This window comes from Streptomyces sp. NPDC006510 (assembly GCF_040611955.1).
GTDB lineage: Bacteria > Actinomycetota > Actinomycetes > Streptomycetales > Streptomycetaceae > Streptomyces.
In genome coordinates this window covers 1-20775 of the sequence record NZ_JBEXPH010000148.1, presented here as the reverse complement: position 1 = coordinate 20775, position 20775 = coordinate 1, and the positions used below count along the sequence as shown (strand labels likewise).

Annotated in this window: 19 protein-coding genes; 13 read left to right on the top strand and 6 right to left on the bottom strand. The window is 72.1% G+C overall.

Going from position 1 to position 20775, the window contains the following annotated elements:
* Window positions 1-52: 52 nt before the first annotated feature.
* Window positions 53-685: a phosphatase PAP2 family protein gene (locus tag ABZY11_RS32365; RefSeq protein ID WP_356482568.1), complete on the bottom strand. Its 633-nt coding sequence runs from the start codon at window positions 683-685 to the stop codon at window positions 53-55.
* Between the two features lie 172 nt (window positions 686-857).
* Here ABZY11_RS32365 and ABZY11_RS32360 point away from each other — a divergent pair, with 172 nt between their 5' ends.
* On the top strand, window positions 858-1658 hold the full coding sequence (locus tag ABZY11_RS32360) for a hypothetical protein (protein ID WP_356482567.1): 801 nt from the start codon (window positions 858-860) through the stop codon (window positions 1656-1658).
* An 88-nt stretch (window positions 1659-1746) separates the two neighbouring features.
* On the opposite strand, the gene disA is transcribed toward ABZY11_RS32360, so the two are convergent.
* Together disA and radA are read right to left on the bottom strand one after the other, a co-directional pair.
* The gene (gene disA / locus ABZY11_RS32355; RefSeq protein ID WP_093547386.1) at window positions 1747-2871 is read right to left on the bottom strand and encodes a DNA integrity scanning diadenylate cyclase DisA; all 1125 of its coding nucleotides are present in this window, start codon (window positions 2869-2871) and stop codon (window positions 1747-1749) included.
* Between the two features lie 80 nt (window positions 2872-2951).
* Window positions 2952-4364 carry a DNA repair protein RadA gene (gene radA, locus ABZY11_RS32350; RefSeq protein WP_356482566.1) on the bottom strand — a complete coding sequence of 471 codons (1413 nt, stop codon included), beginning with the start codon at window positions 4362-4364 and terminating at the stop codon, window positions 2952-2954.
* A 219-nt stretch (window positions 4365-4583) separates the two neighbouring features.
* On the opposite strand from radA, the gene ABZY11_RS32345 reads away from it, so the two are divergent.
* Window positions 4584-6479: a hypothetical protein gene (locus tag ABZY11_RS32345; protein WP_356482565.1), complete on the top strand. Its 1896-nt coding sequence runs from the start codon at window positions 4584-4586 to the stop codon at window positions 6477-6479.
* 31 nt (window positions 6480-6510) lie between these two features.
* On the opposite strand, the gene ABZY11_RS32340 is transcribed toward ABZY11_RS32345, so the two are convergent.
* A complete protein-coding gene (locus tag ABZY11_RS32340) occupies window positions 6511-7362 on the bottom strand; it encodes a hypothetical protein (protein ID WP_356482564.1) in 852 nt (283 codons plus the stop codon).
* Window positions 7363-7402: 40 nt separating this feature from the next.
* Here ABZY11_RS32340 and ABZY11_RS32335 point away from each other — a divergent pair, with 40 nt between their 5' ends.
* From ABZY11_RS32335 to ilvD, 4 genes are all read left to right on the top strand, one after another.
* On the top strand, window positions 7403-8350 hold the full coding sequence (locus tag ABZY11_RS32335) for a Ppx/GppA phosphatase family protein (RefSeq protein WP_356482563.1): 948 nt from the start codon (window positions 7403-7405) through the stop codon (window positions 8348-8350).
* 131 nt (window positions 8351-8481) lie between these two features.
* Window positions 8482-9309 carry a sugar phosphate isomerase/epimerase gene (locus ABZY11_RS32330; protein ID WP_356482562.1) on the top strand — a complete coding sequence of 276 codons (828 nt, stop codon included), beginning with the start codon at window positions 8482-8484 and terminating at the stop codon, window positions 9307-9309.
* Window positions 9306-9995 carry a TetR family transcriptional regulator gene (locus ABZY11_RS32325; protein ID WP_356482561.1) on the top strand — a complete coding sequence of 230 codons (690 nt, stop codon included), beginning with the start codon at window positions 9306-9308 and terminating at the stop codon, window positions 9993-9995. Before ABZY11_RS32330 ends, ABZY11_RS32325 begins: the two co-directional genes overlap by 4 nt.
* Before the next feature lie 133 nt (window positions 9996-10128).
* On the top strand, window positions 10129-11979 hold the full coding sequence (ilvD, locus tag ABZY11_RS32320) for a dihydroxy-acid dehydratase (protein WP_356482560.1): 1851 nt from the start codon (window positions 10129-10131) through the stop codon (window positions 11977-11979).
* Between the two features lie 47 nt (window positions 11980-12026).
* Here the strand turns inward: ilvD and ABZY11_RS32315 are convergent, their stop codons facing one another.
* Window positions 12027-14255, bottom strand: a complete 2229-nt coding sequence (locus tag ABZY11_RS32315; protein ID WP_356482559.1) for a serine/threonine-protein kinase — start codon at window positions 14253-14255, stop codon at window positions 12027-12029.
* Window positions 14256-14387: 132 nt separating this feature from the next.
* Here ABZY11_RS32315 and ABZY11_RS32310 point away from each other — a divergent pair, with 132 nt between their 5' ends.
* The 6 genes from ABZY11_RS32310 to proC all read left to right on the top strand — a co-directional run bounded on the left by ABZY11_RS32310 (window position 14388) and on the right by proC (window position 18747).
* Entirely contained in the window at window positions 14388-14732 is a 345-nt protein-coding gene (locus ABZY11_RS32310; RefSeq protein ID WP_356482558.1) for an SH3 domain-containing protein, read from the top strand.
* Between the two features lie 67 nt (window positions 14733-14799).
* Window positions 14800-15333 (top strand): hypothetical protein, encoded by a 534-nt coding sequence (locus ABZY11_RS32305; protein ID WP_356482557.1) that lies wholly within the window; start codon window positions 14800-14802, stop codon window positions 15331-15333.
* Between the two features lie 114 nt (window positions 15334-15447).
* Entirely contained in the window at window positions 15448-16230 is a 783-nt protein-coding gene (locus tag ABZY11_RS32300; protein WP_356482556.1) for a methyltransferase domain-containing protein, read from the top strand.
* Window positions 16231-16302: 72 nt separating this feature from the next.
* Entirely contained in the window at window positions 16303-17070 is a 768-nt protein-coding gene (locus tag ABZY11_RS32295) for an ABC transporter ATP-binding protein (RefSeq protein ID WP_356482555.1), read from the top strand.
* Window positions 17067-17870: an ABC transporter permease gene (locus ABZY11_RS32290; protein WP_356482554.1), complete on the top strand. Its 804-nt coding sequence runs from the start codon at window positions 17067-17069 to the stop codon at window positions 17868-17870. Before ABZY11_RS32295 ends, ABZY11_RS32290 begins: the two co-directional genes overlap by 4 nt.
* 67 nt (window positions 17871-17937) lie before the next feature.
* Window positions 17938-18747 (top strand): pyrroline-5-carboxylate reductase, encoded by an 810-nt coding sequence (proC, locus tag ABZY11_RS32285; protein ID WP_356482553.1) that lies wholly within the window; start codon window positions 17938-17940, stop codon window positions 18745-18747.
* Between the two features lies 1 nt (window position 18748).
* Here proC and ABZY11_RS32280 read toward each other — a convergent pair whose 3' ends face one another.
* The gene (locus ABZY11_RS32280) at window positions 18749-19330 is read right to left on the bottom strand and encodes a cysteine hydrolase family protein (protein WP_356482552.1); all 582 of its coding nucleotides are present in this window, start codon (window positions 19328-19330) and stop codon (window positions 18749-18751) included.
* Between the two features lie 74 nt (window positions 19331-19404).
* On the opposite strand from ABZY11_RS32280, the gene ABZY11_RS32275 reads away from it, so the two are divergent.
* Window positions 19405-20415 (top strand): helix-turn-helix domain-containing protein, encoded by a 1011-nt coding sequence (locus tag ABZY11_RS32275; RefSeq protein ID WP_356482551.1) that lies wholly within the window; start codon window positions 19405-19407, stop codon window positions 20413-20415.
* Window positions 20416-20775: the final 360 nt, after the last annotated feature.

Here is a 20775-nt window from a genome sequence, read left to right as displayed (position 1 = left end):
CGGGCATCGTCGCTCTCGGCAAAGTCACGAAGATGCCCTGGCATGACGGCCATCAGGTTGCCGACCTCGTACTGAGGAAGATGCCAGGACCCGAGGCCCAGGCCGCCACCGGCGCCCCGCTGCTCCGTACCGTCCGGGCGAGCGACCGCGCCGGGCGGCGCAGTACGGCGACCACCAGGGCCGAGACCGCGGCGCCCAGCAGCAGCCCGACCGCGACGTCATGCGGGTAGTGCACGCCGACGAAGACCCGGGAGAAGGCCATCAGCAGGGCCAGCGGCACGGTGAGCCAGGCCAGCCGGGGCCGGGCGATCGCGAGGGCGACGGCCGCCGCACCGGCGATCGCGGAGTGGTTGCTGGGGAACGACCAGTCGCCCGTCGGCGGGCAGGTCACCAGCGAGGCCGCCGCGCCGGCGACCGACCTGCACGGGCGTTCCTCGTCCACCACCGACTTGAGCACCTCGCTGGCCACATAGCCGAAGGCCGTCGCGACGGGCGCGAGCACCGCCAGCGCCAGGGCGCCGTCGCCCTGGCTCCGGGCACGCCACCACCCGGTGATGAACAGGACACCGAAGACCAGGAGCCCGAGCTCCGTCCATATCTCGGCCAGATGCTGCACCCATGACGGCATGTCATGTGCGAAGTCGGTGATGTCCCGGTAGAGCGGAGCCGTAACTGAACTATCCATGTGACAGAGGGTAGTCAATGAAACCGGGAGTTCATCCGGGCGATGCCCGGAGGCCAACTCGGCGGCCGTACGGGGCCGGAACGGGCCGTCCGTGATGATGATCCGTAAAACTTGAGGCCCAGGGCGGCGGGTGGGGCGGGAGTTGGCGCCGATCTCTCGTACAGTTTGAGCCGTGGGATCTTTGCGTAATCCGATCGGGCCGCTTCCCTCCACCATCTACTGGCGACGGAGGGCCGTAGCGGCGACGCTCGTCGCGCTGCTCGCGTTGCTGATCGTATGGGTCGTCACCTCGGGCGGGGACAAGGAGAACAAGGACGACTCCCGGCCCGCCGGCTCGGGTCCCGCGCGCGAGATCACGCCGGGCCCCGAAGGCTCGGGCCCGGCCATCAGCCAACAGCCCGGCGGACGCGACGAGTCGGGCGACTCGGGCGGTGACGGCGGAGACAGCGACGGTACCGGCGCGGGCTCCGACGGAGGTACGGACGCGGGCGGCGGAGCCGACACCGGAGCCGGTGGCGCGAGCGGTGGCGGCGGAACGGCCGGCCAGCAGGTCCCGGCCTCCTCCCCGCTCCCCGACTGCACCCCCGCGGCACTGCGGCTGAGCCTGAGCACCGAACTCAATTACGGCCCCGGCGAGAAGCCGGAGTTCAAGCTGGTCGTCAAGAACACCTCGGCCACCACCTGCAAGGCCGACTTCGGGCCGAAGAGCGCGGTGCTCACCATCACCGAGGCCGGCGGCGACGACAACCAGGTGTGGTCCTCCAAGGACTGCCCGCGCGACGCGGCCGCGCTGCTGCTGAAGGTTCCGGCGGGCGAGACCGTCATCCACACCGTGGAGTGGGACCGCAGGAAGAGCTCCCCGCAGTGCGCGACGCCGCCCGCGGGGACGGCGGGGCCCGGTACGTATCTGGTCGAGGCGAAGGCGCCGGGCGAGCCGGTGCAGCGCGCCTCGTTCGTCCTCGCGAAGGACTGAGCGCGAGCGCCGGGGCCGACCCGGGAAACGCGGCGGGGCCCGGTCTCCCGGGCCCCTTGTCCACGTACCGGCTCGGTGGCCGCCGGCTCTACACGTACCGTTCGAGGATCGACGACTCGGCCAGCCGTGACAGTCCCTCGCGCACGCTGCGCGCCCGCGCCTCGCCGACGCCGTCCACCGTCTGGAGGTCGTCCACGCTGGCGGCGAGCAGCTTCTGCAGCCCGCCGAAGTGCTCCACCAGCCGGTCGATGATCGCCCCGGGCAGCCGCGGCACCTTCGCCAACAGCCGGAAGCCGCGCGGCGAGACCGCCGAATCCAGCGTCTCGGGCGAGCCGCTGTAGCCCAGCGCCCGTGCCACGACCGGGAGTTCGAGCAGCTCGGTGTGGGAGAGCGCGTCGAGCTCGGTCAGCGCTTCGGCGACCGTACGGGACCGCTTCGCGGTCGGCTCCGGCACATAGTCGCGCACGACCAGCTCGCGCTCCGGCTCGACGCCCGCGATCAACTCGTCGAGCTGGAGCGAGAGAAGCCGCCCGTCGGTGCCCAGCTCGACCACGTACTCCGCGATCTCGGTCGCGATCCGGCGGACCATCTCCAGCCGCTGCGCGACGGCCGTGACATCCCGGACCGTCACCAGGTCCTCGATCTCCAGCGCGGAGAGCGTGCCCGCGACCTCGTCGAGCCGGAGCTTGTACCGCTCCAGGGTGGCTAGCGCCTGATTGGCGCGGGAGAGGATCGCGGCGGACTCCTCCAGGACCCGGCGCTCCCCGTCCACGTAGAGCGCGATCAGGCGCATCGACTGCGAGACCGAGACGACCGGGAAGTTGCACTGCTTGGAGACCCGGTCCGCCGTGCGGTGGCGGGTGCCGGTCTCCTCGGTGGGGATGGAGGCGTCCGGGACCAGCTGCACGCCGGCGCGCAGGATCTTGGTCATGTCCTTGTCGAGGATCAGCGCGCCGTCGAGTTTGGCCAGCTCGCGCAGGCGGGTCGCGGTGAACTCCACGTCCAGCACGAATCCGCCGGTGCACATCGACTCGACGGTCTTGTCCATGCCGAGCACGATCAGCCCGCCGGTGTTGCCACGGAGGATGCGCTCCAGTCCGTCCCGCAGCGCCATTCCGGGCGCCACGGCGCTCAGCGAGGCGCGCATCAGCGCCTCATTACCGGTGCCTTGGCCGGACTTTCCGGGCGATGCTGCCCGGTCGTTGGCTGCCACTGCACTCCTCCGGTCACAGGTTTGCGGTGCCCTTACGTCCCTCGTACCGTTCGTACGGACGGGCGAGACCAGGGCAAAGTCTACCGGCGTGCGCTCTCCTCCTGGGGGGCCTGTGCACGAGACCGGCGCGGGAGGACTCTCAGCGCATCGCCCATGTTGGCGACTTCTGTGACCTTCATACCGGCCGGGACCTTGCCCGGGTCGGTCGGAACCAGCGCGTGCGTGAAGCCCAGCCGGTGCGCCTCGGCCAGCCTGCGCTGGACCCCCGTAACCCTTCTGACCTCGCCCGCGAGGCCCACTTCGCCGATCGCCACCAGGTTCTTGGGCAGGGGTGTGTCACTCGCGGCACTGGCCAGTGCCAGCGCGACCGCGAGGTCCGCGGCGGGCTCGGAGAGCTTCACACCGCCGACCGTCGCGCTGTAGATGTCCCGCTTGCCCAGTGAGCTGATCCGGCCGCGCTGCTCCAGGACCGCGAGCATCATCGACACCCGGGACATCTCCAGGCCGGAGGTGGTGCGCCGGGGCGAAGGGATCTGGGAATCGACCGTCAGCGCCTGCACTTCGGCGACGAGCGGCCGCTTGCCCTCCAGGGTGACGGTCAGACATGTGCCGGGCACCGGCTCGTCGCGCCGGGTGAGGAACAGCCCGGAGGGGTCGGCGAGGCCGGTGATGCCCTCGTCGTGCAGCTCGAAGCAGCCCACCTCGTCGGTCGCGCCGTACCTGTTCTTGACGCCCCGTACGAGCCGCAGGCGGGCATGGCGGTCGCCCTCGAAGGACAGCACCACGTCGACGAGATGCTCCAGCAGCCGCGGCCCCGCGATCGCGCCCTCCTTGGTGACATGGCCGACCAGGAGCGTCGACATGCCGCGCTCCTTGGAGGCCCGGATGAGGGCGCCGGCGACCTCCCGGACCTGTGCCATGCCGCCCGGCGCCCCGTCGATCTCGGGCGACGCGACGGTCTGAACGGAGTCGAGGACGAGGAGCGAGGGCTTGACGGCGTCGAGATGGCCGAGGACCGCGGACAGGTCGGTCTCGGCGGCGAGGTACAGATGGTCGTTGATCGCCCGGATCCGGTCGGCGCGCAGCCGCACCTGGCTCGCGGACTCCTCGGCGGTGACATAGAGCGTGCGGTGGTCGTCGCTCGCCGCCTTGGCGGCGACGTCCAGCAGCAGCGTCGACTTGCCGACGCCCGGTTCACCCGCGAGGAGTACGACGGCACCCGGGACGAGCCCGCCGCCCAGGACCCGGTCCAGCTCGCCGACGCCGGTCGACCGGGCGGTGGCCTGCCGGCTGTCGACCTGGGCGATGGGGAGCGCGGCGGTACTGACCCGGCCGGCCGCGGTGGTCCGCACGGCGGGGGCGCCGCCGAACTCCTCGACCGTCCCCCACGCCTGGCATTCGGGGCAGCGGCCGAGCCACTTGGCGGTCGTCCAGCCGCATTCGGTGCAGCGGTAGGACGGCCGGTCCTTCGCGGTTTTCGTACGGGCAGCCATGGCGCAACCGTATAGGTGAGGTACGACAATGCCGTCGGGCGCGGTCCGGCGGCGGTGCACGGCGGCGGTGCCCGGCAGTGGGGCGCACCCTCCGGGGGCTGCGGCGCTTCCGTCGGAATGGGGAATTCCTGTCCCCTTTTGAGGGATACGTTCACCCGTAAGGATTAAAAGTGCCGAAGGGGAGCGAAAGGTGTGCCGCGTGCTGCCTACGGTCGCAAGGTGACGAGCAGCGGTCTGGAGCCCCCCACGCACACCACCGGCGCACACCGGGCGGGGCGCAGTGCGCCCCGTCTCTCGGCGCACTCTTCGCCGCGTCGGCCGCCTGCCCGGTATGAACCGCATCTCGACGGCCTGTTCACCTACTGCCTCTCCGTGCTCTGCGACCACGACGCCGCCACCGAGGCGCTCGGCGGTGTGCTCGCGATCGCGGAACGGCAGGGCGGCCGGTGCCCTGCGGGCGAGGAGGAACGTAAATCCTGGCTGTACGCGCTGGCCAGATGGATGTGTCTGCGCAAGCTCGCCGAGCAGAAGCAGGGCCGTCAGGCGCACCGGCACAAGGCCGGGAAGCAGCCGGGCAGACTCTCCTCGAAGCAGTCGTCGCAGTCGAAGCAGGAGACGAAGCGGGCGGGCGGGCCTCCGGGCAAGGAGTTGGGCGGTACGGCCGTCCAGGGAGCGCGCGCTGGACGCCGTACGCCCCCGGCCGTCGCCGCGACGCCCCCCGTCACCGCCGCGTCCACGCCGGGTGGCGCCGCCCTCGGCCCCGCTCGCGCTCCCGAGACCGAGGCCGCCGCCGAGGCGCACCGCCGTGAACTCGCCCGGCTGGCCTGGCCCGAGGCCGCCGGCACCACCCCCGAGCAGCGCGAAGCGCTCGAACTCGCCGTCCGCCACCGCCTCGCCCCGCGCGCCGTCGCCTCCGTCCTGGGCCTCGAACCGGCGGCCGCCCGTGAGCTCCTGGCCGCCGCGGCCTGCGAGGTGGAGCGCACCCGCGCCGCCCTCGCCGTCGTCGAGACCGGCAGCTGCCCCACCGTCGCCCGGCTCACCGGCGAACACCGCATCCTGCTCTCCGCCGCCCTGCGCCGCGAACTGGTCCGCCACGTCGACGACTGCCCCCGCTGCCGCAGGGCCGCCGAACGGGCCGGTGCCGAGGGCCCCTGGCCCGGCGCCGCGGTCACCCCGGCCGCCGCGCTGCCGGTCGTCGAGGCGCCCCGGCCCTCGGCGTACGTCGCGATGGTCCACGCCCAGCGGAACCGCTCCGGCGGCCCGCGCTTCGACCGGGCGGGCTTCCCGATGGACCCGAAGGACCACGCCGCGCGCCGGGACCGGCTGCGGGCCAGGGTCGTGACGACGACGGTGGTGGCGACGGTCGTCGCCGCCCCGGTGATCGCGCTGTGGACCGCCTACCGCGGCGCTCCGCAGACCGGCGAGGGCCACGACGGCTCCTCGGTCACCGCCACCGAGAGCGATGCCGGGTACGGACCCGACGGCACCTCGGACGGCCACTACGAGAACGCGGGCAATGCCCGCCCCCAGCCCGGTGCCCGCTTCGAGGACGGCCACGCCCCGGACGTATCGGCGGAGGTGATCAGCTCCGGGCCGGGCCGGGACGGCGTCGACGGGCTCACCGTCGAGGCCCGCTCGTCCGGCGGCACGACCCTGATCCGGCTGACCGCGTCGGGCGGCGCGCCCGTCGCCTGGTCGGCCCGCTCGGACGCGTCCTGGGTGCGGCTGAGCCGCTACTCGGGCACGCTCGCCGCGGGGGAGAGCGTCACGATCCACGCCCTCGTGGACCACTGGCGGGAACCGGCCGGCCCGTGGAGCGCGCGCATCGCACTCGCCCCGTCGGGTTCGGCGGTGGTGATCCGGGGACACGGGGCGACGCCGCCCTCGCCCGGCGGCCCGGGACACCCGGCGGAACCCTCCGCCACCACCGGCCCGTCGCTCCCGCCCACGTCCTCACCGGACCCCACGCCGTCGACCGACCCGACACCCGGCCCGAGCGACCCCACGCCGACCCCGACGGACCCGGGCCCGACCGACCATCCCTCGCCGTCCCCGGACCCGTCCGGCACCACGACCCCCACCGATCCGGGGCCGGGCACGACCCCGGCGGGCTGAGGCGGGCCGGCCGGGGCTCACACCCCGGCCGTCACGCCGGATCGACCGGATCCGCCGGGTGCGGCGCCATCGGCAGCAGCGAGGAAAGTCGCTCCTCGCACAGTTCGACGAGCCGCTCGTACGCCTCCTTGCCCATCATCTCGGTGAGCTCGGGCCGGTACGAGACGTACACCGGCTCCCCGGCCCCGTGCGCCGAGGTCGCCGAGGTGCACCACCAGTGCAGATCGTGACCGCCGGGACCCCAGCCCCTGCGGTCGTACTCGCCGATCGACACCTGGAGCACCCGGGTGTCGTCGGGCCGGTCGATCCAGTCGTACGTACGCCGGATCGGCAGCTGCCAGCAGACGTCCGGCTTGGTCTCCAGGGGCTCCTTGCCCTCCCGCAGCGCCAGGATGTGCAGCGAACAGCCCGCGCCCGCCGCGAATCCCGGCCGGTTCTGGAAGATGCACGAACCCTTCCAGCGCCGGGTCTGGCGCTCCCCGTCTTCGTCGACCTCGACCCAGCCCGTCCCGGTACCGACGTCGTGGAACTGCCACAGATCGGGGGTCAGCCGTTCGACATGGCGGGCCACCCGCTTCTCGTCGTCCTCGTCCGAGAAGTGCGCGCCCAGCGTGCAGCACCCGTCGTCCGCCCGGCCCGCCTGGATGCCCTGGCAGCCGCTGCCGAAGATGCAGGTCCACCTGGAGGTCAGCCAGGTCAGGTCGCAGCGGAAGACCTGTTCGTCGTCCGCGGGGTCCGGGAACTCGACCCAGGCGCGAGCGAAGTCGATCCCCGTCTCGTCTTCGGACCGGTCCGGTCCGTTCACATCCTGTTGCTGCATCTCCTGCTTCGTTTTCTGCTTCTTCGTGGTTTTGCCCGGCTTCGCCTTTTTCGTCTTTGGCACGCGCCAAGAGTAAGTCCGCGGTCCCGGTAGCGTTCCGGGTATGAGACTCGGAGTCCTCGATGTGGGTTCGAACACGGTGCATCTGCTGGTGGTGGACGCGCACCCCGGCGCACGCCCGCTGCCCGCGCACTCGCACAAGGCGGAGCTGCGCCTGGCCGAACTTCTCGACGAGGACGGGGCGATCGGCCCCGACGGTGTGGACCGGCTCGTGGCGACGGTCTCCGACGCGCTCCAGGCCGCCGAGGACAAGGGGTGCGAGGACGTTCTGCCGTTCGCCACGTCCGCGGTGCGGGAGGCGAGCAACGCCGACCAGGTGCTGGCCCGGGTGCGGGAGGAGACGGGCGTCGACCTCGTCGTTCTCAGCGGCGCGGAGGAGGCCCGGCTGACCTTCCTCGCCGCGCGCCGCTGGTTCGGCTGGTCGGCGGGGCGGCTGCTGGTCCTGGACATCGGGGGCGGTTCGCTGGAGATCGCGTACGGCATGGACGAGGAACCGGACGCCGCGGTGTCGCTGCCGCTCGGGGCCGGTCGGCTCACCGCCGGGTGGCTGCCGGGCGATCCGCCGGACCCGGCGGAGGTCAGGGCGCTGCGCCGCCATGTCCGGGCCAGGATCGCCCGCAGCGTCGGGGAGTTCACCCGGCTCGGCCGCCCGGACCATGTCGTGGCCACGTCCAAGACCTTCAAGCAGCTCGCCAGGATCGCGGGCGCCGCGCGCTCCACCGACGGCCTGTACGTACAGCGCGGCCTCACCCGCAAGGCGCTGGAGGAGTGGGTGCCGAAGCTGGCGGCGATGACGGCCGAGCAGCGGGGCGATCTGCCCGGCGTCTCCGAGGGCCGGGCCGCGCAGCTGCTCGCCGGGGCGCTGGTCGCGGAGGGGGCCATGGATCTGTTCGGGGTCGAGGAGCTGGAGATCTGTCCCTGGGCGCTGCGCGAGGGTGTCATCCTGCGCCGGCTGGACCACCTGCCGACGGAGCGGGCCGCGCTGGGCTGAGCGCGCCGGGCACGGCGGGGTCCCGGCGGGCGACGCCGGGGGCCGGTCCGGCGGCCGGGAGCAGCCATGGGCCGTCTCACTTTCCGACCGGGCCTCTCGGCGCGGCGTACCACTGCCCGTACGCTGTCCCAGTGGCAGAACCAGTGGTGCGCATCCCGGATGCGAAGGTCGCCCTGTCGACGGCTTCCGTCTACCCGGAGTCGACGGCGACGGCCTTCGAGATCGCCGCGCGCCTCGGTTACGACGGTGTCGAGGTCATGGTGTGGACCGACCCCGTCAGCCAGGACATCGAGGCACTGCGGCGGCTCTCGGACTACCACCAGGTGCCGATTCTCGCCGTGCACGCGCCCTGTCTGCTGATCACGCAGCGCGTCTGGTCCACCGATCCGTGGGTGAAGCTCCAGCGGGCCCGTGCCGCGGCGGAGAAGCTCGGGGCCACGACCGTGGTCGTGCACCCGCCGTTCCGTTGGCAGCGCAATTACGCGCGCGACTTCGTCACCGGGATCTGGCGCATGGCGGACGAGACCGATGTGCGGTTCGCCGTCGAGAACATGTACCCCTGGCGCTACCGGGACCGCGAGATGCTCGCGTACGCCCCCGACTGGGACGTCACCAACGACGACTACCGCCACTTCACCGTGGACCTCTCGCACACCGCGACGGCCCGCACGGACGGCATGGGGATGGTCGGGCGGATGGGCGACCGGCTCGCCCACGTCCATCTCGCCGACGGCAAGGGCTCCAACAAGGACGAGCACCTGGTGCCCGGCCGCGGCGACCAGCCCTGCGCCGAACTCCTGGAGCACCTGGCCCGTACCGGCTTCGACGGCCATGTGGTCATCGAGGTCAACACCCGCCGGGCGATGTCCACCGCCGAACGCGAGGCCGATCTGGCGGAGGCGCTGGCCTTCACCCGGCTCCACCTGGCGTCGTCCCCGACCCGGGCGCCGCGCCCATGACAAGCGACCCCACGGACCCCACGGACTCGACGGGCCCCTCGGACCCCACGGGACCCGCAGGTCCCTCGGACCCCGCAGACCCCTCAGGCCCCAAGCGTCGCGGCCGTCCCTCCCGTACCGCCGAGACCACCGGTCCCGACGCGCGCACCCGCATCCTGGAGGCGGCCCGCACCGAATTCGCGGAGCGCGGCTACGACAAGACCTCGGTCCGCGGCATCGCCAAGGCGGCGGGCGTCGACTCCGCCCTGGTCCACCACTACTTCGGTACGAAGGACGAGGTCTTCGCGGCCGCCATCGAGCTCTCCTTCGAGCCCGCCCTGGTGATCCCGGCCATCCTCGGCGACGGCACGGACGGCCTGGGGGAGCGGCTGGCCCGCTACTTCATCGCCGTGTGGGAGAACCCGGCGTCCAGGGCCCCGCTGCTGGCGATCATGCGATCCGCGCTGACCCACGAGGCGGCGGCGAAGGTCCTCCGGGGCATCGTCCTGCGCCGGCTCCTCGAACGGATCGCGGAGGCACTGGACGTACCGGACGCCACATTCCGCGCGGAACTGGCGGCTTCGCACATGCTCGGGATCGCGATGCTCCGCTATGTGATCCGGGCGGAACCGCTGGCTTCGGTGGATCCCGAGAAGATCATCGAGATGGTCGCGCCGACGCTGCAGCGCTATCTGACGGAATCCTGAGACCTCTGGAACCGCGACCGAAGCCCAGCCACCCACCGAGCACCTCGTCCCGCATATCGGACACTGTGTCCAGATCTTGGAGCCGGAGGCGTACGCTCGGAGGGAGTCGTTAACGTCGAAGGAGCGAGAGACGATGCCCCAGCTGAGGTCCCGCACTGTCACCCACGGCCGCAACATGGCGGGCGCCCGCGCCCTTATGCGGGCCTCGGGCGTAGCGAGCGAGGACATCGGCAAGCCGATCATCGCGGTCGCCAACTCCTTCACCGAGTTCGTCCCCGGCCACACGCACCTGGCCCCGGTCGGCCGGATCGTCTCCGACGCCATCAAGGCCGCGGGCGCCGTGCCCCGCGAGTTCAACACCATCGCCGTCGACGACGGCATCGCGATGGGCCATGGCGGGATGCTGTACAGCCTCCCCTCCCGCGACCTGATCGCCGACTCCGTCGAGTACATGGTCGAGGCGCACTGCGCGGACGCGCTGATCTGCATCTCCAACTGCGACAAGATCACCCCCGGCATGCTGATGGCCGCGATGCGCCTCAACATCCCGACGGTCTTCGTCTCCGGCGGCCCGATGGAGGCCGGCAAGGCCACCCTCGTCGACGGCACGGTCCGCAAGCTCGACCTGGTCAACGCGATCAGCGACGCCGTCGACGAGAAGATCTCGGACGAGGACATCCTCCGCATCGAGGAGAACGCCTGCCCCACCTGCGGCAGCTGTTCCGGCATGTTCACCGCCAACTCGATGAACTGCCTGACCGAGGTCCTCGGCCTCTCCCTCCCCGGCAACGGCTCCGTCCTCGCCACGCACACCGCCCGCAAGGCGCTGTACGAGGAGGCCGGCCGGACGGTCGTCGAGATCACCAGGCGCTACTACGAGCAGGACGACGCGACGGTCCTGCCCCGCTCCATCGGCACCCGCGCCGCGTTCGACAACGCCATGGCGCTCGACATCGCGATGGGCGGCTCCACCAACACGATCCTGCATCTGCTCGCCGCGGCGCAGGAGGCCGAGCTGGCCTACGACCTCGACGACATCGACGAGGTCTCGCGCCGGGTCCCCTGCCTGTCGAAGGTCGCGCCCAACGTGGCCCCCGGCGGCACGTACTACATGGAGGACGTGCACCGGGCCGGCGGTATCCCCGCCCTCCTCGGCGAGCTGCACCGCGGCGGCCTGCTCAACGAGGACGTGCACTCGGTGCACTCCGACTCCCTCGCCGAGTGGCTGAAGAACTGGGACATCCGCGGCGGCTCCCCGTCCCCGGAGGCCGTCGAGCTGTGGCACGCGGCGCCCGGATGCGTCCGTTCCGCGACCGCCTTCTCGCAGTCCGAGCGCTGGGAGACGCTGGACCTGGACGCGGCCGGCGGCTGCATCCGCGACCTGGCGCACGCCTACTCCAAGGACGGCGGCCTCGCGGTCCTCAAGGGGAACCTCGCCGTGGACGGCTGTGTCGTGAAGACGGCGGGCGTCGACGAGTCGATCTGGACCTTCGAGGGCCCGGCGGTCGTCTGCGAGTCGCAGGAGGCGGCCGTCGACAAGATCCTCCGCAAGGAGATCAAGGAGGGCGACGTCGTCGTCATCCGTTACGAGGGCCCGCGCGGCGGCCCCGGTATGCAGGAGATGCTCTACCCGACCTCCTTCCTCAAGGGCCGCGGTCTCGGCAAGAGCTGCGCCCTGGTGACCGACGGCCGCTTCTCCGGCGGTACGTCGGGCCTGTCCATCGGCCACGCGTCGCCGGAGGCCGCGTCGGGCGGCACGATCGCGCTGGTCGAGGACGGTGACCGGATCAGGATCGACATCCCGGACCGGTCGATCGAACTCCTCGTCCCCGAGGCCGAGCTGACCGCCCGCCGCGAGGCGCTGAACGGCGTCTACGCGCCGAAGGACCGCGAGCGCAAGGTCTCGGCCGCGCTGCGCGCGTACGCGGCGATGGCGACGAGCGCGGACCGGGGCGCGGTGCGCGACGTGTCCAAGCTCGGCTGAACAGTCCGCCGGCCGACGAGGCCGGCCTACGAGGCCCCCGCCCGCTCTCACCAGCGGGAGGGGTCCTGCCCGTCCACGGCGAACACGGACCCGTCGGGCGCGGTCCCGAAGACGGTCCGGCCGGCGGCGACGGGGGCGGGCAGCGCCGAGGAGTACGTGAGCCTCCCGTTCCGCAGCCGTGGGCCCGTCTGCCCCAGCAGCTTCCCGTGCTCGGTGTCCACGGCCAGCAGCCGCCCGTCCGCCGCCGAGAAGTACAGCCGGTTCCCGGTGGCGAGGACGGGCGCGGAGGTCCGTCCGGCAGCGGTCTCCAGCTGCCAGCGGACCGTCTCGCCGCCGGCCGGGCGGGTGTCGACGGCGACCAGCGTCCCGCCGTGCGCCAGCAGATAGGCGGTGTTCCCGCCCACCGCGACCTCCGGTTCGTTCATCCGGAACGGCAGTGCGATCCGTACGACGTTCCGCGCCTCCGGCTCGTAGCGGACGAGCCCGACGGTCTGGGCGTCCCCGTTCATGGCCGTCAGGACCAGCGCACCGTCCGAGGCCCCCACCGGGGTCAGCATCCCGTCCAGCCGCCGCTGCCATGCCGTGCGCCCCGTCGTGGCGTCGACGGCCGTGACCAGCGTGGTGGACCCGTAGGCCGAGTGCTCGAACGCGTAGGCCAGCCCGGTGCCGTCGTCGTACAGCGCGAAGTCCGGGCGCTGGTGCCCGGCGAGCGAATGCCGCCAGAGGGACACCCCGGTCGCGGAGTCGAGCGCCTCGGTCGTGCCGTCCTCGGCGACCAGCAGGAGCGCGTCCCCCGCGTCGAAGGGGGTGCCCACGTACGGGGAGAGATCCGCGTCCCAGACCTGTTCGCCCCCGGCGGGGTCGTACGCCCGGAGCTTCCCGCCCGGCACCGCCGTATGCACCAGACCGCCGGAGACCGACACCACGTTGACCGACGGGGTGTTCCCCGCGCCGTGCCGGGACCACAGCACCCGGCCGTCCGCGGGGTTCAGCCGGGTCACACCGATACCGCCCGCCGCGCAGTACAGCGCCGTCGGCGGGCCGGACTCCTCCTCACCGGAGCCATCCGCCGGGGAACAGGCCGGAGTCGAGTTGCCGGCGGTACGCAACGGCGTCCGCCACGGGGCGAACTCCTCCGCCGCGCCCTTCGCCCCGCCCGGCTCGCCGGAACCGCCCGGCCCGCCGAAGTCGAACCCCGTACCGGCGGCCCACACTCCGCCGGCCCCCATGACCAGCAGCGCCGCGGTGGCCGCCAGCCACCGCCGCTTGCCGCCACCGTCGCCGGCCGCCTTCCTGCCCCGCGCCGTCGCGCCCTCGCCCACGTGCGTGTCCGCGTCCGCGCCGGCGCGCGCCCCGGTCTCCGGGACGAGGGCCGCCGAGGCCCCGGCATCGGCTTCCGCTCCGGCGGCGACCGGCCGCCGCTGCGACGGTATGAACGCGGCGGCTTCGTAGGAGGGCGGGCGCAGCGCAGTCATGATCTCGTCCGGGGTGGGCCGTCCGGCCGGGTCCTTCGTCAGGCACTGCCCGATCAGCGGAGCCAGGTCGGCCGGCACCCCCGCCAGATCGGCCTCGTCGTGCACCACCTGGTAGGCCACGATGTAGGGGCTGTTCGAGTCGAAGGGCCCCCGGCCGGTCGCCGCGTGGACGAGCACGGCCCCCAGGGCGAACACATCGGCGGCGGGCCCGACTTCACGCGGCCGCTGGAACTGCTCGGGCGCCATGTACGGCGGCGAGCCGATCAACTTGCCCGTCTCGGTGCGCAGATCGCTGTCGTACGGCCGGGAGATCCCGAAGTCGATGACCTTGGGCCCGGAGTCGGAGAGCAGCACATTGCTCGGCTTGAGGTCGCGGTGGATCACCCCGGCCCGATGGATGTCGCGCAGCGCCTCGGCGAGCCCCGCCGTCAGCCTGCGCAGTTCGGCGGGGGCCATCGGTCCGTTCCGCTTCACCTGGTCGGCGAGCGTGGGGCCGGGCACGTACAGGGTGGCCATCCACGGCAGTACGGCATCCGGATCGGCATCGACGACCGGTGCCGTGAAGGCGCCGCTGACCCGCCGGGCCGCTCCGACCTCCTGCCGGAAACGTGCCCTGAACTCCGGGTCCGCCGCGTACTGCTGGTGCACCACCTTGACGGCGAGCTGAAGCCCGGAGGCGGAGCGCGCCAGGTGCACGACTCCCATGCCGCCCGCGCCGAGACGTGCCTCAAGACGGTACTGCCCGGCGTACTCCGGATGCTCCGCTTCCGGATTGGCTCCGGTACCTCGCAGCGGCGGCATCGCCCACCCCCGTGTGTTCGTCCGCAAGCGCGACGCACGGAGCCTAGTCGATGGTGCGTGCGATCCGGACGGGGCTTGTAGCCTGCGCGTCGTACACGTCGTACACACCGACTCTCAACGGGGGAGGGCCTCATGGCCATGGACGAGCAGACCGAAACCACGACCGACGTCACCGAAACCACGACCGACGCCACCGAGGACGTGGAGACGCTTGCCGGGACCGACGACGTCACCCGGTATCCGATCGCGCCCGGCTACCGCGTCAACGTCCGCACGGGACCGGGCACCAAGTACGGGATCGTCAGGACACTCCCGTACGGAATGAAGGTCCCGGTCTACTGCCAGAAGCCGGGGGAGCGGGTCACCGGCCCGTACGGCACCTCGAACCTCTGGGACAACATCGCCAACGGCCAGTTCGTGGCGGACGCCTACGTCCACACGGGCAGCGACGGCTACATCGCACCGCGCTGCGACTGACCGGACCGGCCACCGGGACGGTGACCGGCACGTCCGGGTCCGCGAGCGCCCGGGGATAATCGACTTCGTGAGCGAGAACAGCGAAGCCCCCGGCACCACGCCCGGCTCCACCACGCCCGGCCCGCAGCCCGAGCCCCTGCGCTTCTTCGGTACGACCTGGGTCGACCACAGCGGGGGCTACGGGCTGCGCCGCGCCGGGGCCGCGGTCGGCTCCCTGGCCGCCGCGGTCGCCGCCTGCTTCGTGCTCCGCTTCGCCTACCAGGGACTGCAGATCGCCGATGTCGGCGGCTTCGTCGGCATCCTGGTCGTCCTGATGTTCGCCATCTGTAGCGCCATCGCCTTCCGCAAGACATGGGAAGGGTTCAGCCGCCGCCCCGCCGATCCGGCGCGCGAGGCCAATCTGCGCGGTCTCAAGACCATCGGCTTCGTCGGCTCGCTGATCGCGTACTTCCTCCGCACGTTCCGGGAGGCGCCGGGCGAGCAGCTGCACCGCACGGAGTACGAGACGGCCCTGGCCCGCTTCGAGAAGCGCCGCTCGGCCCGCACCGGGAACCCGGCGGCCCGCAAGACCCCCAAGGGCAAGCGCCCCAAGCGCAAGTAGGCGACCGGGCTCCGTCCGGCCCGCCCGGATCCGCCCCCGAGGGCGCGAGCGCCGGCGGTCGCGCACATGCCGAAAGCACCGGCGCAGACCACCGGCGCGCGTCACGATGGGCTCATGATCCCTGCCGCTTCCGCCACGCCCCGCGCACTCTCCTTCGACCGCGCGGCCGCCCAGTACGCCGCAGCCCGCCCCGGTTACCCGCCCGCGATCTTCGACGCCGTCGAGGAACTGGCCCACCGCCCCCTGCGAGGCGCCCGCGCCATCGACGTCGGCGCCGGCACGGGCATCTCCACCCGGCTCCTTCACGAGCGGGGCGCCCTGGTCACCGCGGTCGAACCGGGCGTCGGCATGGCGGCGGAGCTCCACCGCTCGCTCCCCCTGCTGCCCGTCGTGCGCGGCGACGGCAACCATCTCCCCCTCGCCACCGCATCGGCCGACCTGATCACGTACGCCCAGGCCTGGCACTGGACGGACCCGGCCCTCGCCGCCGCCGAGGCGCTGCGGGTGCTGCGCCCCGGCGGCGCCCTCGCCCTCTGGTGGAACGTTTCCGACCACTCCGTCCCCTGGATCGCCGGTCAGGACGCCCGGCTGCGCCGCTTCTTCGGCGCCGGCGATTCCGCCCACGGCTCGGCCGTCCGCTCCCGCGACCTGCCGTCCGGGCTCGACTTCGCGCACCGCAGGGTGCCCTGGACCCGACGGGTGTCCCTCGACACCCACCTCGCCAACCTCGGCAGCCACTCCGCCTTCCTCGTCCTCGGCGCGGAGCCCGCACAGCGCTTCCTCGCCGAGGAGCGCGACCGGCTCGCGGAGCTCTTCCCGGACGGCACGGTCGAGGAGAGCTACGCGGTCGACCTGAGCGTGGCGATCAGCCCCGGCCCGCCCCTGCTTACTTCTTGACGGGAGGGCAACCGGGTTGACGGGCATGCACCCCGGTTGACGTGAGGGCACCCCGGGATCAAAATTCATCACATGATGAATTGCTCGGGTGCCGCCATCGAGGCCCATGGCCTCACGGTCGTACGAGGCGATCGCACCGTCCTGCGCGGCCTCGACTTCACCGTCGAACCCGGCAGGATCACCGGTCTCCTCGGTCCCTCCGGCTGCGGCAAATCCACCCTGATGCGTGCCGTCGTGGGCACCCAGGCCAAAGTCACCGGCACCCTCGACGTGCTCGGCAGCCCCGCAGGCCACCCCACGCTCCGCCCGCGCATCGGGTACGTCACCCAGGACCCGTCCGTCTACACCGACCTGACGGTCCGGCAGAACCTGGACTACTTCGCGGCGATCCTCCTGCCGGGCCGACGGCAGCGGGACGCCCGCCGCGCCGCCGTCGCCCGCGCCATCACCGAGGTCGACCTGAACAGTCACGCCGACGCCCTCGCGGGCACCCTCTCCGGCGGCCAGCTGGCCCGCGCCTCGCTCGCCGTGGCCCTGCTCGGCACCCCGGAACTCCTGGTCCTCGACGAACCCACCGTGGGCCTGGACCCCGTGCTCCGCCGCGACCTGTGGAACCTCTTCCACCGCCTCGCCGCCGAGCACGGCACCACGCTCCTCGTCTCCTCCCACGTCATGGACGAGGCCGAGCGCTGCCACCGCCTGCTCCTCATGCGCGAGGGCGGAATCCTCGCCGACGGCACCCCCGAGGCGCTGCGCGCCGCCGCCCGCGCGGACACCGTCGAAGAGGCGTTCCTCCACCTGGTCGATCAGGCCGCCACCCGTCAGGAGCCCGCCCGATGAGCACCCACCCGGCCCCGCAGCCCGCGCCCCGTAGCCGCCCCCACCCGGCAGCCGCACCGCCCCTGAGCCCGGCCCGCACCCTTGCCACCGCCGCCCGGGTCCTGCGCCAGCTGAGCCACGACCCCCGCACCGTCGCGCTGCTGCTCCTGATCCCGGTCGTGATGACCACACTGCTCCGGTACGTGTTCGACGGCAGCCCCCGCACCTTCGATGCCATCGGCGCCTCGCTCCTCGGCATCTTCCCGCTGATCACGATGTTCCTGGTGACCTCGATCGCCACCCTGCGCGAACGCACCTCGGGCACCCTCGAACGCCTCCTCGCCATGCCGCTCGGCAAGGGCGACCTGATCGCCGGCTACGCCCTCGCGTTCGGCGCCGTGGCGATCGTCCAGTCCCTGCTGGCCACCGCACTCTCGGTCTGGGCACTGGGCCTGGACGTCACCGGCTCCCCGTGGCTGCTGCTCCTGGTCGCCCTGCTCGACGCCCTGCTCGGCACGGCACTGGGCCTGTTCGTCTCCGCCTTCGCCGCATCCGAGTTCCAGGCCGTCCAGTTCATGCCCGCCGTGATCTTCCCGCAGCTCCTGCTCTGCGGACTGTTCATCGCCCGCGACCAGATGGCGCCGGTCCTCGAAGCGGTCTCGAACGTCCTGCCCATGTCGTATGCCGTCGACGGCATGAACCAGGTCCTCCGCCACACCGACATCACCGGCGACTTCGTCCGCGACGTCCTGGTCGTGGCGGGCTGCGCCCTCCTCGTCCTCGCCCTCGGCGCCGCCACCCTCCGCCGCCGTACCGCCTGACGGGCCGGTGCGAGGATGGCGGACACGAGCACCGAGATCCGTCAGCACCGCCCGGAGGGTGAACCGCATGACCCAGACAGTTGCAGTCCTCGGCACCGGCAAGATCGGCGAGGCCCTGCTCAGCGGCATGATCCGGGCGGGCTGGCGCCCGGCGAACCTGCTGGTCACCACCCGCCGCTCCGAGCGAGCCAAGGAACTCCACAACCGCTACGGCGTCGATTCCGTCACCAACGCCGAAGCCGCCCGGCGCGCCGACATCCTCATCCTCGCGGTCAAGCCCCAGGACATGGGCCGGCTCCTCGACGAGCTCGCCGAGCACACCACCCCCGACCGCCTGGTCATCAGCGCGGCCGCGGGGATCACGACCGCCTTCATCGAGGACCGCCTCGCCGCGGACACCCCGGTCGTACGCGTCATGCCGAACACCCCCGTCCTCGTCGACGAGGGCATGTCCGTCATCTCCGCGGGCAGCCACGCCACCACCGAACACCTGGCCACCGCCGAGGCGATCTTCGGCGGCGTCGGCAAGACCCTGCGCGTCCCCGAGTCCCAGCAGGACGCCGCCACCGCCCTGTCCGGGTCGGGCCCGGCGTACTTCTACTTCCTCGTCGAGGCGATGACCGACGCGGGCATCCTGCTCGGCCTGCCCCGCGCCCAGGCCCACGACCTGATCGTCCAGGCCGCCATCGGCGCCGCCGTGATGCTCCGCGACAGCGGCGAACACCCCGTCAAGCTCCGCGAAGCCGTCACCAGCCCGGCCGGCACCACCATCAGCGCCATCCGCGAGCTGGAGAACCACGGCGTGCGAGCCGCCCTCATCGCCGCCCTCGAAGCCGCCCGCGACCGCAGCCGCGAACTCGCCTCCGGCAACGGCTGACCTACTCCGCGGCAGCGATCAGCTCCGCACTGTTCACCACCTTCGCGAACCCACCGCCGTGCAACGACACGGCGGTGGCCCGCGTCAGCTCGTCCGCGGTCCGCGTCCACCCCCACGGCCCGGTCAGATCGAAGGTGTACGTCGCGTCCAGCGGGACGAACACCTCGTACCCGAGGTTCCCGCCCATCCGCGCCGTCGTCTCGACGCACATGTTGGTCTGGATCCCGACCACCACGAACTGCCGTATCCCGCTCCGGTCCAGCCACTCCGCGAGATCGGGCGTCCCGTAGAAGGCGGAGTTCACGCTCTTCGTCAGCAGCAGCTCGGGCCCGCTGCCCTTCCCACGCCGCTCCTCCACGTACTTCTTGAAGTCGTTCCCCGGCTGCCCCACCCGCAGCGGCGAATTCGGCTTGGGCGAGTCATGCCGTACGAACACCACCGGCCGCCCGCTCGACTGCCAGGCATCGATCAGCCCCGCGATGTTCTGATCCGCCTCGGGATTGTTCCGCGACCCCCACGCCTCCGCCTCGAAGCCTTCCTGCACATCCACCACGATCAGCGCTGCGTTCTCTGCGATCTCCATGGGAATGATCCTGTCGCCCGGCATTCCCACGGCCCAGAGGTCACAAAGCCATCGATCGATGGTTTACTGCCACGATGGCGAGCTCCCACGATCCCACCCGCATCGCGCTCGTCTCCTTCCCCGGCGTCCGCGCCTTCGACGTCTCGGTCATCACGGAGGTCTGGGGCGTCGACCGCACCGACCGCGGCGTCCCGCCCTTCGACCTGCGCCGCACCGCCGCGGAACCGACCCCCATCGCCCTGCGCGGCGGCCTCTCCCTCACCCCCGACCGCACCCTCGCCTGGCTCGCCCGCGCCGACCTGATCGTCGTCCCCGGCCTCGACGACCACCTGATGCCGGCCCCCGCCCCGGTCCTCGAAGCCCTCCGCCGCGCCCACGCCCGAGCCACCCCGATCGCGTCCCTGTGCGGCGGAGCCTTCACGCTCGCCCAGGCCGGCCTCCTGGACGGCCGCCGAGCGGTCACCCACTGGCGCCTCACCGACCACCTCCGCGCCGGCTACCCCCAAGTGAAGGTGACCCAGGACGCCCTCTTCCTCCACGACGACAACATCTGGACGTCAGCGGGCACCGCGGCCGGCATCGACCTCTGCCTCCACCTCGTACGCATCACCCATGGAGCCGAGGTCGCGGCCACGGTCGCCCGCTCGATGGTCACGGCCCCGTTCCGCACCGGCACCCAGGCCCAGTTCATCGAGCACCCCGTACCCCGCGCCGACCGCGACGCCGACACCCTCGCCGCGGTGCGCTCCTTCGCACTGGCCCATCTGGCCGAACCCCACACGGTCGCCGGCCTCGCCGCCCACGCCGGGATGTCCCCCCGCTCCTTCGCCCGCCACTTCCAGGCCACCACCGGTACGACCCCGCTGCGCTGGCTGATCACCCAACGCATCGCCGCAGCCCAGAAGCTCCTCGAACGCACCGACCTCCCCCTCCCCGAGGTCGCCCGCCGTACCGGCTTCGGCAGCGAGATCACCATGCGCCAGCACTTCGCCACCCACCTGTCCACCAGCCCCCGCGACTACCGCCTCGCCTTCCACAAGGACCCCGCCCCGCCCGAGGTTGACACCGCCTGCCCGGATCCGTAATGTGCTCCGAGTTGTCCGACGTGAGCGCCGACTCCGGTCGGTCCCCGGACATCCATTCCGCAGTAACCACATCTGGTCGGCGACATCTGTCGCCGGACTTTCTGTGCGCATTTGCGAAATGAGGAATCCGCGTTCGAAGGAGCGCGACCCCGATTGGCGTCGGGGCCCAGGATTCCGCTAAAGTCTCACTCGTCGGAACGGCCCAACAGCCGGGAAGACAAGCCCCGCTGACTGGGAATCAGGCCCGAAAGGATCTGATAGAGTCGGAATCGCTGGAAAGGGAAACGCGAAAGCGAAGAACTGGAAGGCGGTGCAGGACCCGCTTCGACCGGGAAATCGGACACGAAAGAGTCTGATAGA